Source organism: Pseudomonas cerasi (assembly GCF_900074915.1).
GTDB classification, from domain to species: domain Bacteria; phylum Pseudomonadota; class Gammaproteobacteria; order Pseudomonadales; family Pseudomonadaceae; genus Aquipseudomonas; species Aquipseudomonas cerasi.
Genome location: NZ_LT222319.1, coordinates 1051680 through 1067064 on the forward strand (window position 1 = coordinate 1051680; position 15385 = coordinate 1067064).

Genomic DNA, 15385 nt, shown 5'->3' on the forward strand with positions numbered 1-15385 from the left:
GGCCAGCAGGACGCGGAGCGTCCAGAACGGCATGCGACGCAGAGCGTCGCACGATAGTTGCGATGATCATTCCGCACGCTCCAGCGTCGCACGATAGTTAGAGCAAGCCCTGCGCCGCATCAATACCGGCATCTGTTGCGGATACGCCAGACAGCGTAATCTGCCGGGTCAGACGTCAATCCTCCAGGAGGTCCCACATGTACTGGGCAGAGTTTCTTACCGTTGCGCTGATTCACTTGCTGGCGGTTGCCAGTCCCGGCCCGGATTTCGCGGTGGTGGTGCGTGAAAGCGTGACTCATGGGCGCAAGGCCGGGACCTGGGCGGCGTTGGGCGTCGGCTCGGCGATCTTTCTGCATGTGGGCTATTCGCTGCTGGGGATCGGGATTATCGTTTCCCAGTCCATCGTGCTGTTCAACGCGCTGAAATGGGCAGCCGCTGCCTATCTGCTGTACATCGGCATCAAGGCGTTGCGCGCCAAACCGGCCGCCGCGACGGGCGATGCCGCCATCAAGGCCACGCCCGGCGAGCGCACGGCGCGCGGTGCCTACATCAGCGGTTTCGTCACCAATGGCCTGAACCCCAAGGCGACGCTGTTCTTCCTCTCGCTGTTCACCGTGGTGATCAATCCGCATACGCCATTGCTGGTGCAGGGCGGTTACGGCGTGTATCTCGCGGTGGCGACGGCGGCGTGGTTCTGTCTGGTGGCGCGACTGTTCAGCCAGGCCCGGGTACGCGCAGGATTCGCGCGCATGGGGCACTGGTTCGACCGGGCCATGGGCGGCGTGCTGATCGCGCTGGGCATCAAGCTGGCGCTGACCGAGGTCCGCTGAAACCTGAATTCAGGACGCCTAACACCGAGCATATGCAGCAACCCGGACGCCCCTTGCAGACAGCACGGGGCGTCTCGTCAAATCATCCCTTTTACTGATTTCACTAGCAGCCCGAGGCCCTAGAGTCCATATTTCCAGCCACGCCTGTGGACTTTGAAAAGGGCTTCATATGTTACAGACTCGCGTTCTTCCGCCCGCCGATGGCGCTTATCAGTGCCCTCTGTTGATCAAGCGCCTGCTGCTGTCCGGCAGTCGTTATGAAAAGACGCGCGAAATCATCTACCGTGATTCGGTCCGCTACACCTACGCCACCCTCAACGAACGCATCTGCCGCCTGGCCAACGTACTGACCGCGGCGGGCGTGAAAGCCGGCGACACCGTGGCGGTGATGGACTGGGACAGCCACCGCTACCTGGAGTGCATGTTCGCCATCCCAATGATTGGCGCGGTCATCCACACCGTCAATGTGCGGCTTTCTCCCGAGCAGATCGCCTACACCATCAATCACGCCGATGACCGTCTGGTGCTGGTGAACAGCGAGTTCACCGGGCTGTATCAGGCGATGTCCGAACATCTGAATACGGTCGAAAAGACCCTGCTGCTGACCGATTTGCCAGACAAGACCGCCGAGCTGCCCAACCTCGTGGGCGAGTACGAGACCCTGCTGGCGGCGGCCAGCCCCGAATACGTGTTCGAGGATTTCGACGAAAACTCGGTCGCCACCACGTTTTACACCACCGGCACCACCGGCAACCCCAAGGGGGTGTATTTCACCCACCGCCAACTGGTGCTGCACACCATGGGCGTGGCGACCATCATGGGCTGTATCGACAGCACCCGGCTGCTCGGCACCGATGACGTCTACATGCCGATCACGCCGATGTTTCACGTGCACGCCTGGGGCATTCCCTATGCCGCAACCATGCTTGGTCTGAAGCAGGTGTACCCCGGCCGCTACGATCCCGACTTGCTGGTAGAGCTCTGGCGCAGGGAGAAAGTCACCTTCTCTCATTGCGTGCCGACCATCCTGCAAATGCTCCTGAACGCCAAGTCTGCCCAGGATGTCGATTTCCGCGGCTGGAAGATCATCATTGGCGGCAGCTCCCTGACCCGCAGCCTATATCAGGCCGCCAAATCCAAGGGTATCCAGCTCACTGCCGCGTACGGCATGTCCGAAACCGGACCGCTCATATCCGTAGCGCACATCAACGAGGAGTTGAAAGCGGGCAGTGAAGACGAGCGCATCACCTACCGGATCAAGGCCGGCGTGCCGGGGATGCTGGTGGAGGCCGCCATCATCGATCAACAGGGCAACTTCCTCCCGGCCGACGGCGAAACCCAAGGCGAGCTGGTTTTGCGCGCGCCGTGGCTGACCGGCAGCTACTTTCGCGAGCCCGAAAAAGGCGCCGAGTTGTGGGCGGGCGGCTGGCTGCACACCGGCGATGTGGCGACGCTGGACGGCATGGGGTTCATCGACATTCGCGACCGTATCAAGGACGTGATCAAGACCGGTGGCGAATGGGTTTCCTCGCTGGAACTCGAAGACTTGTGCAGTCGCCACCCGGCAGTGCGCGAAGTGGCAGTGGTCGGCATCGCCGATCCGCAATGGGGAGAGCGGCCGTTTGCCTTGCTGGTGATTCGCGATGGCCACCAGCTCGACGCCAAGGGTTTGAAGGAACACCTCAAGCCGTTTGTCGAGCAAGGTCATATCAATAAGTGGGCCATTCCCAGCCAGATCGCGCTTGTTACCGAAATTCCCAAGACCAGCGTCGGCAAGCTGGACAAGAAACGCATGCGCCTGGACATCGTGGAGTGGCAAAGCAGCAATAGTGCCTTTCTGTCGACCCTCTGACACCTCGGGCGTGCCGTATCCGTCGGCGACGGCACGTGTCTGCGCTGCACGTCCTGCTCTGTGACTTGCCAAATTTGCAAATTACGCCATCCTCCCCGCCACATGTTTTTTGGCGGCCTCCCGGAAACGGGCGGTCCAGAGGCGTTGGTCGTGCAAATCACACTTTAGAGGGATCTAGCGTCAGAGCGTGCTGGCTATAGTCAGCACCGGGAATGGCAAGAGCGGACCTGGCGTGTGTGTTGATTCGATGACTGATTCGTTTCTGGATTTCCCCACCGCCATAACAATAAAACACAAGGAGTAGCGTCGATGACAAGCACATCCCCCTTCTGGCGTCGGGCCAGGCTGCCTCTGGCTGTCAGCCTTGCCTCATCGCTCGCCAGCCCGGCCTTTGCCGTGACCTTCAACGTTGGCGAGATCGAAGGCAGTTTCGACTCCTCGCTGTCGGTGGGCGCGAGCTGGTCGACTGCCAATCCCAACAAGAACCTGATCGGCGCCAACAACGGTGGGCGTGGTCTGTCGCAGACGTCCGATGACGGTCACTTGAACTTCAAGCGTGGGGAGACGTATTCGAAGATCTTCAAGGGCATTCATGATCTGGAATTGAAATACGGCGATACCGGCGTTTTCCTGCGCGGCAAATACTGGTACGACTTCGAACTCAAGGATGAAAACCGCGAGTTCAAGGACATCAGCGACTCGGGCCGCAAGGAGGGCGCCAAGTCGTCCGGGTTCCAGCTGCTCGACGCCTTCGTCTATCACAACTATTCGATTGCCGATCAGCCCGGCGCGGTACGCTTCGGCAAGCAGGTCATCAGTTGGGGTGAAAGTACCTTCATTCAGGGCGGCATCAACAGCGTCAACCCGATCGACGTCTCGGCGTTCCGGCGGCCCGGTTCGGAAATCAAGGAAGGCCTGATTCCGGTCAACATGTTCTACCTGTCCCAGAGCCTGACTGACAACCTGTCTGCCGAAGGTTTCTACCAGCTGGAATGGGATCAGACGGTCGTCGACAACTGCGGCACCTTCTTCTCGCAACCCGATGTGATTGCCGATGGCTGCAACAACAACCTGGCGGTCTTGCGCAGCCGCAGCGGCCTGAACAGCTCGCTGACGGCGGCCGGTTTGCCAGCCGGCGCGCGCGGTGCGGTGTTCAATTCGCTGTCGCAGCAGGGCGTGGTGTTCGGCAACCCGGATGAGGGCGCGGTGGTACGTCGAGGCCCTGACCGCGATGCGCGCGACAGCGGCCAGTTCGGTTTCGCCTTGCGTTACAACTTCGAACCGCTGGACACCGAGTTCGGCGCGTACATGATGAATTACCACAGCCGTGCACCGATTTTCAGCGGGCGCGGCGGCTCGGCCGCTTCGTTCAGTCCGCAAGGGCTGGTCGGTTCGCTGGTTCGCAACGGCATTCCTGCCAGCACGGCCGCCGCGCTGGCCCCCAGCCTGCTGCCGGTGGTGGTGGCGGGCAACTCCAGTTACTACGTTGAGTACCCCGAAGACATTCGCCTGTACGGCCTGAGCTTCTCGACCACGCTGCCCACCGGCACGGCGTGGAGCGGCGAGATCAGCTACCGCCCCAACGCACCGATTCAGGTCAACACCACCGACATCCTATATTCGGGCATTTCGCCGCTCAACCCCAACGTGTCGCTGCTCAGCGGTCAGCCGAATACGGATCAAGCCGGTTATCGCCGCAAAGAAATCACCCAGATGCAGACCACATTTACCCAGTTCTTCGATCAGGTCATGGGCGCAGAGCGTCTGACGGTGGTCGGTGAAGTGGGCTGGACGCACGTGGGCGGGCTCGAAAGCACCTCCAAAATCCGTTACGGACGCGATCCGGTGTATGGCCCTGGGCCGCTGCCTGGCGGTCAATGCGCAACGCTGAACGCCGGCACACTGACCGGTGCCGAGCAGAACAACCTGACCCGCTATTGCGAAGACGACGGCTTTACCACTGCCAACTCCTGGGGCTACCGCGCCCGCGCCATCTGGGATTACAACAGCGTGTTTGCCGGGGTCAACCTCAAGCCGAGCGTGGCCTGGTCGCATGACGTCAAAGGCTATTCACCCGGCCCTGGCGGCAACTTCGAAGAAGGGCGCAAGGCCGTCAGCCTGGGGCTCGATGCCGAGTACCAGAACACCTACACCGCGAACCTTTCCTACACCAACTTCTTTGATGGCAAGTACACCACGGTCGATGACCGGGACTTCGTGGCGCTCAGCTTCGGCATGAACTTCTAAGAACATGGTTTTCAGGATGACGATGAACATGAAAATAACAAAAAGTCTGTTGCAAGCCGGAGTTCTGGGTCTGTCGCTGCTGGCGACAGGGGTGATGGCTGCGGTATCCGAGTCCGAAGCGGCAAAGCTGGGCACCTCGCTGACGCCGATGGGCGCGGAAAAGGCCGGTAATGCGGCCAACACCATCCCGGCCTGGAGCCCGATGCCGAAAAACGCCGGGGCGGTGGACAGCAAGGGTTTCCTTGCCAACCCGTATGCCAGTGAAAAACCGCTGTTCATCATCACTGCGGCCAATGTCGAGCAGTACAAGGACAAGCTGGCGCCGGGCCAATACGCGATGTTCAAGCGTTACCCGGACAGCTACCGGATTCCGGTGTACCCGACCCATCGCGGTGCCACCGTGCCGGATGACGTGTTCGCCGCGATCAAAAAGAATGCCACCACCACCAAACTGGTCGGTGGCGGCAGTGGTCTGGAAAACTTCGACACGGCCATCCCGTTCCCGATCCCGGCCAGTGGCGTCGAGGTCATCTGGAACCACATCACCCGCTACCGGGGCGGCAGCGTCAAGCGTCTGGTCACCCAGGCTACGCCACAGCCCAATGGCTCCTACAGCCTGGTGTATTTCTCCGATCAGTTCGTGTTTCGCGACAAGATGAGGGATTTCGACCCGAAAAATCCGGGCAACGTGCTGTTCTACTTCAAGCAGGAAGTCACCGCCCCGGCGCGTCTGGCCGGTGGCGTGCTGCTGGTGCATGAAACCCTCGATCAGGTGAAGGAGCCGCGTTCGGCCTGGCTGTACAACGCCGGTCAACGCCGCGTCCGGCGTGCGCCGCAGGTGTCCTATGACGGGCCGGGCACCGCGTCCGACGGGCTGCGCACCTCCGACAACCTCGACATGTACAACGGCGCGCCGGATCGCTATGACTGGAAACTGATCGGCAAGCAGGAAATGTACATCGCCTCCAACAGCCACAAGCTGGACGATCCGACGCTCAAGTACGCCGACATCATCAAGGCCGGCCACATCAACCAGGACCTGACCCGCTACGAACTGCGCCGCGTCTGGCACGTGACCGCTACCCTCAAGGAAGGGCAGCGTCATATCTATGCCAAGCGTGACTTCTTCATCGATGAAGACACCTGGCAGGCTGCGGTCATCGACCATTACGACGGGCGTGGTCAGTTGTGGCGCGTGGCCGAGGCACACTCGGAAAACTACTACGACAAGCAAGTGCCGTGGTACGCGGTAGAAACACTGTACGACCTGCAATCGGGTCGCTACGTGGCGCTGGGCATGAAGAACGAAGAGAAGAAAGCCTACGAGTTCGGCTTCACGGCCGGCACCAGCGACTTCACCCCCAACGCGCTGCGTCAGGAAGGGGTTCGTTGATACTTGATCGATACACGCTGTAGCGCAGCGCCTGCCTTGCGCGCCTGAAAAGCCCCTTGACCGGGGCTTTTTCAGTTGTGGAAAGCGGCCTTATAAGCTGTAGGAATTTTGTTACAGTCTTTTCGGTGATGGCCTTTCAAAAGTAGCGATTTACCCGCTAGTCTCCGAACACCGCGATGCCGAAACAACGATTCCTACACGAGCCGGCCATGACTGATCTGTCCCGAATGCAAGGGTTTGCAGACGGCGCGATTCCTGCGTTGGAAGGACGATTTTTCCGTCCACCTCTGCCTGAGGGTTATTTTCCCCGTGCGCGCCTGTGTCAGCGTCTCGATGCAGGGCTTGGCGGCCGACTGCTGCTGATCTGCGCCCCGGCCGGGTTCGGCAAGAGCTCGCTGGCTGTCGAGTTCTGTCAGGGGTTGCCGGACAACTGGCAAAACGTATGGCTGGGTCTGAGCGCGCGGGACAGCGACCCGGGCCGTTTTCTTGAGCGTTTGCTGGCCAGCCTTCAACAGTTCTTCCCGCAACTGGGCATGCAGGCGATGAGCCTGCTGAAGATGCGCCAGCGCCACCAGCCGTTTGCCTTCGAGGAGTGGCTCGACGGCCTGCTCGACGAATTGGCCATGCACCTGATACTGAGCAAGCCGCTGCTGCTGGTGCTCGATGACTATCATCTGGCCCAGGGGCCGGTACTTGATCGCTGCCTGCAGTTCCTTCTCAATCATCTGCCGGCCGGGCTGGTGGTGATGGTGACCAGCCGACAGCGCCCGGACTGGCATCTGGCACGCTTGCGTCTGACGCGGCAGTTGCTGGAAATCAACGAACAGGACCTGCGCCTCACGCACGCCGAATCCATGGCAGTGCTGGAGCGGCACTGCGGGTCGCTCGACAGCGAGGCGTTGCAAAGCCTGATTCAGCGCAGCGAAGGCTGGGTCGCCGGGCTACGCTTCTGGTTGCTGGCGGCATCCGAAGCCGGCGACGAAAGCGCCTTGTCCCAGGCGCTGCGCGGCAGTGAGGTGCTGATTCGCGAGTACCTGCTTGAAGAAGTGATCGACTGCCTGCCTGCCGATGTTCAGGCGTTTCTCTACGATACCGCCTGCCTGGAACGCTTTTGCGCCGAGCTGTGCGACGCCGCGCGGGACAGCCAGGACAGTGTTGAGATGCTGGGTTATCTGCAGGCGCATCAGGTTTTTCTGGTGCCGCTGGACGAGCAGGGCCATTGGTTTCGCTATCACCATCTGTTTTCCGATCTGTTGCGCGCGCGTCAGGCGGCCGGTGCACCACCGACCCGTCTGCACCTCAATGCCTGCCGCTGGTTCAGCGCTCAGGGCCAACTGGACGAAGCGGTCGAGCAGGCGTTACGCGCTGGGCATCTGGATGTGGCGGCCAATCTGGTGCAGAACCTCTCGGAAGAGCAACTGCTGGCCGAACAGAACGTCGCCATGCTGCTGCGCTGGAAGATGGATTTGCCGGATGACCTGCTGACCAGCACGCCACGCCTGATCGTGCTCTACGCCTGGGCGCTGGGGCTGGCCTGCCAGCTGGATGCCGCCGAAGAACTGGCCAATCAACTGAGCCGGTTTCTGCCGGCGCCCTCGGCCACGGCTCAGAAATCCATGCTCGCCCAGTGGCTGGCGCTCAGCAGCATCATCGCCCGTGGCCGTGGAGACAGCGAAAAGACTCAGCGCTATTGCACCGAAGCCCTGCTGAGCCTGCCGGAAAAACGTTATGGGCAGCGGCTGGTGTGCCTGTCGACACTGGCCAACCTCGCGGTTGCCAACGGTGATCTGTGGCGCGCCCGCGTGTTGAATCGTGATGCGCTGGAGCTGGCTCAGCGGGTCGCCAATCCGTTGTTCGAGGCGCTGGCGCATTACGACCGCGCCCGAGTCCTGCAGGCACGGGGCGAGATTCTGCGCGCGCTCGAGGAAGTTCGGCAGGGGCAGCAACGCCTCAAAGGCTTGTCCACCGTTCGGCTGTACGCGGTCCGCGCGCGTCTGACGCTGTATGAAGGCTACTTGCTGACCCTGCGCCTGCAGGTGGACGAGGGGCGGGTGTTATTACTGGCCGGCCTGGCCGAGGCGCGCGCCTGTCGCGACATCAGCGTGCTGATCGGTCATTGCGTGATCGCTACCATGGAAGGCTGCGCCGGCCGCTTTGCCGAAGCCTTCGCCGAGCTTGCCGAGGCCGAACGTCTGATGCACATCTGGGACGTGCCGCCGATCTACTACCTGGCGATGATTACCCTGGTCAAATGCGAGCTGTGGCTGTTGCAGGGGCGCATGGACCTTGCCGAAGCGTGGCTGCTGCGCCTGACGCAAACCTACAACGGCGGTCTCGGCGCTGCGGCCCCCGAATGCCATCCACAATTGCCGCAACACATCGAGTTGCAGCGTGCCGTACTCGAACGACTACAGGGTGACGGCGTTGCCTGCGAGCGGCGCTTGCGGGCGCTTGAGCTGCGCGCTCAGGAGGTGGGGGCGAAACTGCTGGGACTGATCGCCATGACCCAGCAGATCGGCCTGCTGCTGAGCCAGGCGCGACGCGATGAGGCGCGGGAATTGTTGCTGCGCAGCCTGCCCGCAGCGTCCGGCGGCGCACTGATACCGTTCAAGGCGCTGATTGCCGAGCACCCCCAGTGGCTGCATGAGCAACTGCTGCAACTGCCACCCTGTCGGGTTCGAGCTGCGCTGCTGGAAAAACTCCCGGTCTGTTGCACGCCGTTGCACGAGCCGGCACATGGCGGCGATTGCCTCAGCGTGCGTGAACTGGGAGTGCTGCAACTGATTGCACAGGGCTGTTCCAATCAGGAGATCAGCGAGCAGCTGTTCATCTCTCTGCACACCGTCAAGACCCACGCCAGTCATATCAACAGCAAGCTGGGGGTCGAGCGTCGTACTCAAGCGGTGGCGAGGGCCAAGACGCTGGGCTTGCTGGGTTGACGGCGGTGGCGTTCACCGGGCCGCTCAGGCCGGGCTGCCCGCCCACAGCGTATCGACTTCTTCCAGCCCCCAGTCGGTGGGTTTTTCGATTCTGACGATCCCGTCCGGGTCGGAAGGGCAAGTCAGGTCGATGACTTGCGCGGCGAACGTCTTGCCGGTGCGCGCCGACATGAACACCTTCACTTTCGGTTTCAGCAGCGATGCCTGACCTTGTTCGACCACCACGCCGAGGCGCCCGCTCTCCAGGCGTACCAGTGTGCCGATCGGATAAATACCCACGGTCTTGACGAAGCTTTGAAACACCACATCGTCAAAATGCCCTTTCCACGAGGCCATTTCGCGAATCGAATGGGCAACGCCCCAGCCCTTTTTGTAAGGGCGATCGGAAGTAATCGCGTCATACACATCGCAGACCGCGCCCATGCGCGCGAAGATGCTGATCTGGTCGCCTTTCAGGCCATGCGGGTAGCCCGACCCGTCGACCTTTTCGTGGTGATGCAGGCAGACGTCAATCACCGACGCTGCCATGGGCTGCGTCTCCATGAGGATCTTCACACCCAGCTCGGGGTGGGCCTTCATGATCTCGAATTCATCGCGGGTCAGGCGGCCCGGTTTGTTGAGCACCGCCGGGGCGATCATCATTTTGCCGACATCGTGCATCAGCCCGGCCACACCGGCCTCACGGACCTGATCGTCAGGCATGCCCATGCGTTTGGCCAGCGCAACCATCAACGCGCAGACCGCCACCGAGTGCATGTAGGTGTATTCGTCGGATGTCTTCAGGCGTGACAGGCTGATCAGCGCGTGCGGATGGCGCAGGATCGAGTTGGAGATTTCTTCCACCAGCAACTGCACATTGCCGACATCCATGGCCCGGCCCATGCGCGCTTCGGTAAACATGGACATGACCGCATCTCTGGCCCGTCCACAGATCACCCTGGCGCGTAGAACTTCCTTTTCGAGACTGGTCGGAGTCGTGTCGTCGCTGGCCGATGGCGCTGTCGAGGCGGCCGAGGGCCCGGGTGCCAGTACACGGCTTTTGCCGGTTTCGATCCAGACTTCCTTGGTGCCCGATTGCTGGATGCGCCTGAGCACTTCAATGTCATCGAGCATGACTTCGACCAGGCCTATCCAGAATGGATCATTGGTCCAGCGGCGGCAGATTTTGTGGATGTACATGCCCAGGGCAAGCTCAGCCACAGGTATTTTCTTCAGCATGCTCAGCCACCCGCGTGCATAGGCATGCCAGGCGGCGGGTAAGCGCGACGAGCATACGATGGGCTGCTGGCGGGTATCAGCAGGATGCAGGCGCTATGGACCGACATGACTTCACCTCATTGACTGCAAGGATCATCCTGATCTCACAATGCCAGTATACGGAGGTGTCGCAAAAAATCATGTCTATTTGGTGCATTCCGGTGGGTTCATTCTGCAAGTCCGCCAGTCAGCCGGCAAAGCCTTCATGACACTGGCGTTTCGCTCGGCAGGTGATGATAGCGACGGGCGAAGTACACCAATGCGTCTGCGCCGCTCTGATGCCTGATATCCACGACTTCGCAGAACAGGATGTCATGCGTGCCGACGCTGATCGACTGGCTCACCTTGCAGTCGAGCGCCAGTTTCGCACCGTCCAGGATCGGCGCGCCGGTCACTCCGGGTTCCCACTGGCCGCAGGCAAAGCGTTCCTGCTGTGAGCTCTTGCCGCCGAACAGGTTGGACAAGTCCTGCTGACCGTTGCCCAGCGTATTGACGCACAACGTGCCGTTTTCCATGAAGGCGTCATACACCGACGCACTGCGGTTGATGCAGACCAGCAGCGTCGGCGGTTGATCCGTCACGCTGCACACGGCGGTCGCGGTAAAGCCGGCACGTCCGCCAGGGCCATCGGTGGTGATGACGTTGACGGCGGCGGCCAGGCTGGACATCGCCTCGCGAAACGCCAGCTGGCTGACAGCAGCGATAGGCAGAATGGTGGGAGCTGCAGAGGAAGTAGTCATGAGATGAGTCCTTTCAGGGTTGTGTGCCGAGAAAATCGAACAAGGCGCGTTGGAAGGGCTGTGGATCGGTAATGTTCGAGGCATGGCCGCCATAGTCCAGCAGCGCCAGCGTTGCATTCGGCAGAGCGCTGGCCAGGTGCCGGGATTGCTGCCAGGGCACCAACATGTCGTCGCGGTTGGCAATCAACAGGGTCGGGGTGTGGATGCGTGCAAGATTGGCCTCCACGTCGAAGGTTTCAAGGGCATGGATACGCCGCAGCAGGTTGTCGGTGTCGGGAAAATGCGCCAGCGCGTGGGCTTCGTCATCGGCGAGCCGCAGGCCGTTGGCGGCGATCCAGTCCGCCGGGTAGAGGAACAGCGCCTGAGCCTGTACGTAGGCCTCCGGTCCGCTGTTCAACAGCAGTTTCTTGCGCACTGAAAAGCAGCGCGCACTGTGCGGGTTCGGGCTGCTCCAGGCATTGATCAGTACCAGACTTTGCAACAGTTCCGGACGCAGCAGGGCCAGTTCCAGACCCACCAGGCCGCCCAGCGCATGGCCCATGAAATGGCAACGCTGGATACCGAGTGAATCGAGCAGGGGCAGCAACTCGATAGCCATGTGCCGGATCGAATAATCCGCCGGCAGCACCCCAGGGCTGCGTCCGGTTCCGGCATGGTCGTAGACGAGCACGCGGTAATCGCGGGTCAGCAGTGCCAGGTCATCCGCCCAGTAGCGACCGGACCCGCCCAGCCCGGAGCTGAGCACCAGGGTCGGTGCATCGGCATGCTGGCAGGCATGAAACTCATGGAACATGGGTTTTCTCCGGGTGGGCGTCAACTGCCCACAGTCGCGATTCAGCCGACGTGGGCGATGCTGGCGATTTCGATCAGCGCCTCGGGTTTGACCAGGCCGCACTGGATGCAGTAACGGGCCGGTTTCTCGCCCGCGAAATACTCGGCATACACTTCGTTGACTTTGGCGTAGTCGGCCCAGTCACGAATCATGATCATGTTGAACGTGACATCGTCCATCGTCCCGCCCGCGGTCTCGACCACGGTTTTGATGGCTTCCAGCACGTGACGGGTCTGCGCGGTGGCGTCGCCGACGTGTACCACGTTGTTGTCCTTGTCGAACGGCAGCGTGCCCGAGACATAGAGCACGCCGTCGGCCATGGAGCCCGGAACGAACGGCGCGATGGGTTTGCTGGTGCCGGCAGGGATGATCGCTTTTTTGGTCATACTGATGTCCTCACGAAGGTTGCCCGACAGGGCTGAAAGTGGTGCAGAAGTCATCGACGCTGGAAACCCAGCCAAAGAAGGTTTCGATGTTGAACAGCGCGGCTTGCTGAGCGAATTCGGGGCCTGCCTGATGGGTCGCGTCAGCCAGCACCACGCCGAAATACTCCAGATGAAAACCGTCGCGCAGGGTCGACTCGACGCAGACATTGGTGGCGATGCCGGTAAACACCAGATTGCGAATGCCGCGGCTGCGTAGCACGCTGTCGAAGCTGGAATTGAAGAAGCCGCTGTAGCGGATTTTCGGCACCACGATGTCGCCAGGCTGTGGCGTCAGCTCGTCGACCAACTGGTAGTCCCAACCACCCTTGGCCAGCAGTTGCCCTTCGAGTTCAGGGCGCTTGCGCATGGTTTTCAGGGCATTGGACTTGTGCCAGTTAGGTGAGCCGGGGCCACCGGCCTCGACATAGGCTGGGTCCCAGCCATTCTGGAAAAAGATCACCGGAATGCCTGCCGCACGTGCGGCGGCACAGGCCTTGTTGATATTGGCGATGACCGGCCCGGTGCTGCTGACATCGAACCCGGCCAGGTCCAGATACCCGCCGAGCGATGCGTAGGCGTTCTGCATGTCAACTACCACCAGCGCGGTTTCGCCGGGTTTCATGCGCAGCGGTTCGGGACGTGCGGGTAGCTCGCGGGCGGGCTGCACGTCCGGCAGGTCAACGCCTGCGACGGTTGTCGAGGTCGTCATCAGACCACCTCCTTGAGTTGCGCAATGTGCTTGCGACTGGTCATCAGCGGCTGGATTTTCTCGCCGAAGTCTTCGACCCCTTTGACGAAATCATCGAACGTCAGCATCACGCCTTGGGTCCCCGGCACACTGGCGACTTCGTCGAGCATTCTTGCCACTGTGGCCCACGACCCCACCAGCGTGCCCATGTTGATGTTGACCGCTGAGGTCGGGTCGGCCATCTGCCGCAGATTGGAACCGGCACTTTTATCCGCGGAACCTTTCTCGCTCAGCCAGGCGATCGCTTCTTCATCGGCACCGTCCTTGATGTGCTCCCAGCGAGCCCGTGCAGCTTCGTCGGTATCGTCGGCGATGATCATGAACAGCACACAGGAAGTGACGTTGCGGCCGGTCTTTTCATTGGCTTCGATCAGTTTCTGTGCGGTTGGCGCAAAGGCCGTGGGGGTGTTGACGCCTTTGCCGAAGCAGAAGTTATAGTCAGCGTATTGCGCCGAGAACGCCATGCCCGCTTCACTTTGACCGGCGCAGATCAGCTTCATGTCGGCCTGTGGGCGAGGGCTGACGCGGCAGTCCTGCATGCTGAAATGTTCGCCCTTGAAGTCGCTGCTGCCGGTGGCCCACAGGTCGCGCAGAACCTGAGCGTATTCGGCCAGGTATTCATAGCGGGTGTGGAAGAACTCGTCGCCCGGCCACAGGCCCATCTGCTCGTATTCCGGCTTCTGCCAGCCGGTGACGAGGTTGATCCCGAAGCGGCCATTGGAGATCGAATCGATGGTCGAGGCCATGCGTGCGGCAATGGCGGGCGGGATGGTCAGGGTGGCAACCGTGGCGAACAGCTGGATCCGGCTGGTCACTGCGGCCAGGCCGGCCATCAGCGTGAACGACTCCAGGTTGTGTTCCCAGAACTGCGTCTTGCCGCCGAAGCCACGCAATTTGATCATCGACAGCGCAAAGTCGAAGCCGTAGCCCTCGGCCTTCTGCACGATCTGTTTGTTCAGCTCGAAGGTCGGCATGTACTGCGGAGCATTGCTGGAAATCAGCCAGCCGTTATTACCGATGGGGATGAAGATACCAATGTCCATATGAGGCCTCTCTGCGTGGGTCAATGCGTGCCAAGGCGCGACTGGCGGCACTTGAATCGTCTTTCAATCGTCTCTTGATCACCTTCTGCATTAAGCGGGCCAGAAAATTTTGTTGTTTTTATTCAAAGGCTTGAAAGTTTTCATGGTTTATTTCAGACCATTTGGTCCGAATCAGAGCACTTGGTTTGTGCAGGGCGCACGCAGATGGGGCAGGGCTGACGGCGCAGGCAATCCGTATCGACAAAACAGCTGCGCCCGTTAAGATGCCCGCTCATTTCGGCATCACTGGATGGATGTGCGTGAACAAGAAACCTCCCCTGGCGGACCCGGCGAACAAGCGCGTACGCAAGGTCAAGCCGGAGACCGTGGTCAAGACGACCCGCGAACCCAGTGCGACATCCCTGAAGCGGCGCATGCGCCTGATGGAAGGCAAGCGCACGCTGATTCTCGATGCGGCGCTGGAGATATTTTCCCGCTATGGCGTGCACGGCAGCAGCCTGGATCAGGTCGCGAGCCTGGCGGACGTCTCCAAGACCAACCTGCTGTATTACTTCAGCAGCAAGGACGACCTGTACCTGAACGTGCTGCGCCAGTTGCTCGAGGTATGGCTGAGCCCGCTGGTGCACTTCACCGCCGACAAGGAGCCGGTGCAGGCGATCAGCGCCTACATCAAGGCCAAGCTGGAGATGTCCCGCGATCATCCGGCCGAATCACGGCTGTTCTGCATGGAAGTGATGCAGGGCGCACCGCTGATTCAGGGCGAGTTGCAGCACCCGTTGCGTGACACGGTGCAGGCCAAGGTGGCGGTGATTCAGCACTGGATCGACAGCGGCCAGTTGGCCCCCATCAACCCGCATCACCTGATTTTCACTCTGTGGGCGACCACTCAGCATTACGCCGATTTCCGCACTCAGGTCGAGGCCGTGACCGGCAAGACGCTGGATGATCCGGCGTTTTTCGAAGAAGTGCTGGCGAGCCTGCGCAGCATGGTTCTGGACGGGATCCTGCCGCGCAAGGTGTGAACGGGGGGCGCCGGCCCTGACCCGCGCACCCCGCCTGCGCAGTGCGCGGACGTCCTG

The 15385-nt window shown here is 61.1% G+C and carries 12 protein-coding genes; 6 read left to right on the plus strand and 6 right to left on the minus strand.

Features of this window, described 5'->3' with window-relative positions:
* The first annotated feature begins 197 nt into the window (after window positions 1–197).
* From PCPL58_RS07260 to PCPL58_RS07280, 5 genes are all read left to right on the plus strand, one after another.
* Window positions 198–830 (plus strand): LysE family translocator, encoded by a 633-nt coding sequence (locus PCPL58_RS07260; RefSeq protein WP_003433697.1) that lies wholly within the window; start codon window positions 198–200, stop codon window positions 828–830.
* Between the two features lie 169 nt (window positions 831–999).
* Window positions 1000–2682: a fatty acid--CoA ligase gene (locus tag PCPL58_RS07265; RefSeq protein ID WP_065349125.1), complete on the plus strand. Its 1683-nt coding sequence runs from the start codon at window positions 1000–1002 to the stop codon at window positions 2680–2682.
* 309 nt (window positions 2683–2991) lie between these two features.
* Window positions 2992–4929, plus strand: a complete 1938-nt coding sequence (locus PCPL58_RS07270) for a DUF1302 domain-containing protein (RefSeq protein WP_065349126.1) — start codon at window positions 2992–2994, stop codon at window positions 4927–4929.
* A gap of 28 nt (window positions 4930–4957) precedes the next feature.
* Complete coding sequence (locus tag PCPL58_RS07275) at window positions 4958–6322, plus strand: DUF1329 domain-containing protein (RefSeq protein WP_065351012.1); 1365 nt, start codon at window positions 4958–4960, stop codon at window positions 6320–6322.
* A gap of 209 nt (window positions 6323–6531) precedes the next feature.
* Complete coding sequence (locus tag PCPL58_RS07280) at window positions 6532–9261, plus strand: LuxR C-terminal-related transcriptional regulator (RefSeq protein WP_065349127.1); 2730 nt, start codon at window positions 6532–6534, stop codon at window positions 9259–9261.
* A gap of 24 nt (window positions 9262–9285) precedes the next feature.
* On the opposite strand, the gene PCPL58_RS07285 is transcribed toward PCPL58_RS07280, so the two are convergent.
* The 6 genes from PCPL58_RS07285 to rutA all read right to left on the minus strand — a co-directional run bounded on the left by PCPL58_RS07285 (window position 9286) and on the right by rutA (window position 14306).
* A complete protein-coding gene (locus PCPL58_RS07285; RefSeq protein WP_065349128.1) occupies window positions 9286–10479 on the minus strand; it encodes an HD-GYP domain-containing protein in 1194 nt (397 codons plus the stop codon).
* A gap of 242 nt (window positions 10480–10721) precedes the next feature.
* Complete coding sequence (rutF, locus tag PCPL58_RS07290; RefSeq protein ID WP_058397484.1) at window positions 10722–11258, minus strand: NADH-dependent FMN reductase RutF; 537 nt, start codon at window positions 11256–11258, stop codon at window positions 10722–10724.
* Between the two features lie 13 nt (window positions 11259–11271).
* Entirely contained in the window at window positions 11272–12051 is a 780-nt protein-coding gene (gene rutD, locus PCPL58_RS07295; protein WP_065349129.1) for a pyrimidine utilization protein D, read from the minus strand.
* Window positions 12052–12092: 41 nt separating this feature from the next.
* Complete coding sequence (rutC, locus tag PCPL58_RS07300; RefSeq protein ID WP_065349130.1) at window positions 12093–12476, minus strand: pyrimidine utilization protein C; 384 nt, start codon at window positions 12474–12476, stop codon at window positions 12093–12095.
* 10 nt (window positions 12477–12486) lie between these two features.
* The gene (gene rutB, locus PCPL58_RS07305; protein ID WP_054080654.1) at window positions 12487–13224 is read right to left on the minus strand and encodes a pyrimidine utilization protein B; all 738 of its coding nucleotides are present in this window, start codon (window positions 13222–13224) and stop codon (window positions 12487–12489) included.
* Window positions 13224–14306, minus strand: a complete 1083-nt coding sequence (gene rutA / locus PCPL58_RS07310) for a pyrimidine utilization protein A (protein WP_003433682.1) — start codon at window positions 14304–14306, stop codon at window positions 13224–13226. The genes rutB and rutA overlap by 1 nt, the downstream gene beginning before the upstream one ends.
* Before the next feature lie 293 nt (window positions 14307–14599).
* Here rutA and rutR point away from each other — a divergent pair, with 293 nt between their 5' ends.
* Window positions 14600–15328, plus strand: a complete 729-nt coding sequence (rutR, locus tag PCPL58_RS07315; protein ID WP_065349131.1) for a pyrimidine utilization regulatory protein R — start codon at window positions 14600–14602, stop codon at window positions 15326–15328.
* Window positions 15329–15385 lie beyond the last annotated feature (57 nt).

Excerpts from the sequence above, each read along its gene's own strand:
- rutF (WP_058397484.1), bottom strand. The coding sequence starts at position 11,258 with ATGACTACTTCCTCTGCAGCTCCCACCATTCTGCCTATCGCTGCTGTC.
- PCPL58_RS07285 (WP_065349128.1), bottom strand. The coding sequence starts at position 10,479 with ATGCTGAAGAAAATACCTGTGGCTGAGCTTGCCCTGGGCATGTACATC.
- PCPL58_RS07280 (WP_065349127.1), top strand. The coding sequence starts at position 6,532 with ATGACTGATCTGTCCCGAATGCAAGGGTTTGCAGACGGCGCGATTCCT.
- rutR (WP_065349131.1), top strand. The coding sequence starts at position 14,600 with ATGTGCGTGAACAAGAAACCTCCCCTGGCGGACCCGGCGAACAAGCGC.
- rutD (WP_065349129.1), bottom strand. The coding sequence starts at position 12,051 with ATGTTCCATGAGTTTCATGCCTGCCAGCATGCCGATGCACCGACCCTG.
- rutB (WP_054080654.1), bottom strand. The coding sequence starts at position 13,224 with ATGACGACCTCGACAACCGTCGCAGGCGTTGACCTGCCGGACGTGCAG.
- PCPL58_RS07270 (WP_065349126.1), top strand. The coding sequence starts at position 2,992 with ATGACAAGCACATCCCCCTTCTGGCGTCGGGCCAGGCTGCCTCTGGCT.
- PCPL58_RS07260 (WP_003433697.1), top strand. The coding sequence starts at position 198 with ATGTACTGGGCAGAGTTTCTTACCGTTGCGCTGATTCACTTGCTGGCG.
- rutC (WP_065349130.1), bottom strand. The coding sequence starts at position 12,476 with ATGACCAAAAAAGCGATCATCCCTGCCGGCACCAGCAAACCCATCGCG.
- rutA (WP_003433682.1), bottom strand. The coding sequence starts at position 14,306 with ATGGACATTGGTATCTTCATCCCCATCGGTAATAACGGCTGGCTGATT.
- PCPL58_RS07265 (WP_065349125.1), top strand. The coding sequence starts at position 1,000 with ATGTTACAGACTCGCGTTCTTCCGCCCGCCGATGGCGCTTATCAGTGC.
- PCPL58_RS07275 (WP_065351012.1), top strand. The coding sequence starts at position 4,958 with ATGAAAATAACAAAAAGTCTGTTGCAAGCCGGAGTTCTGGGTCTGTCG.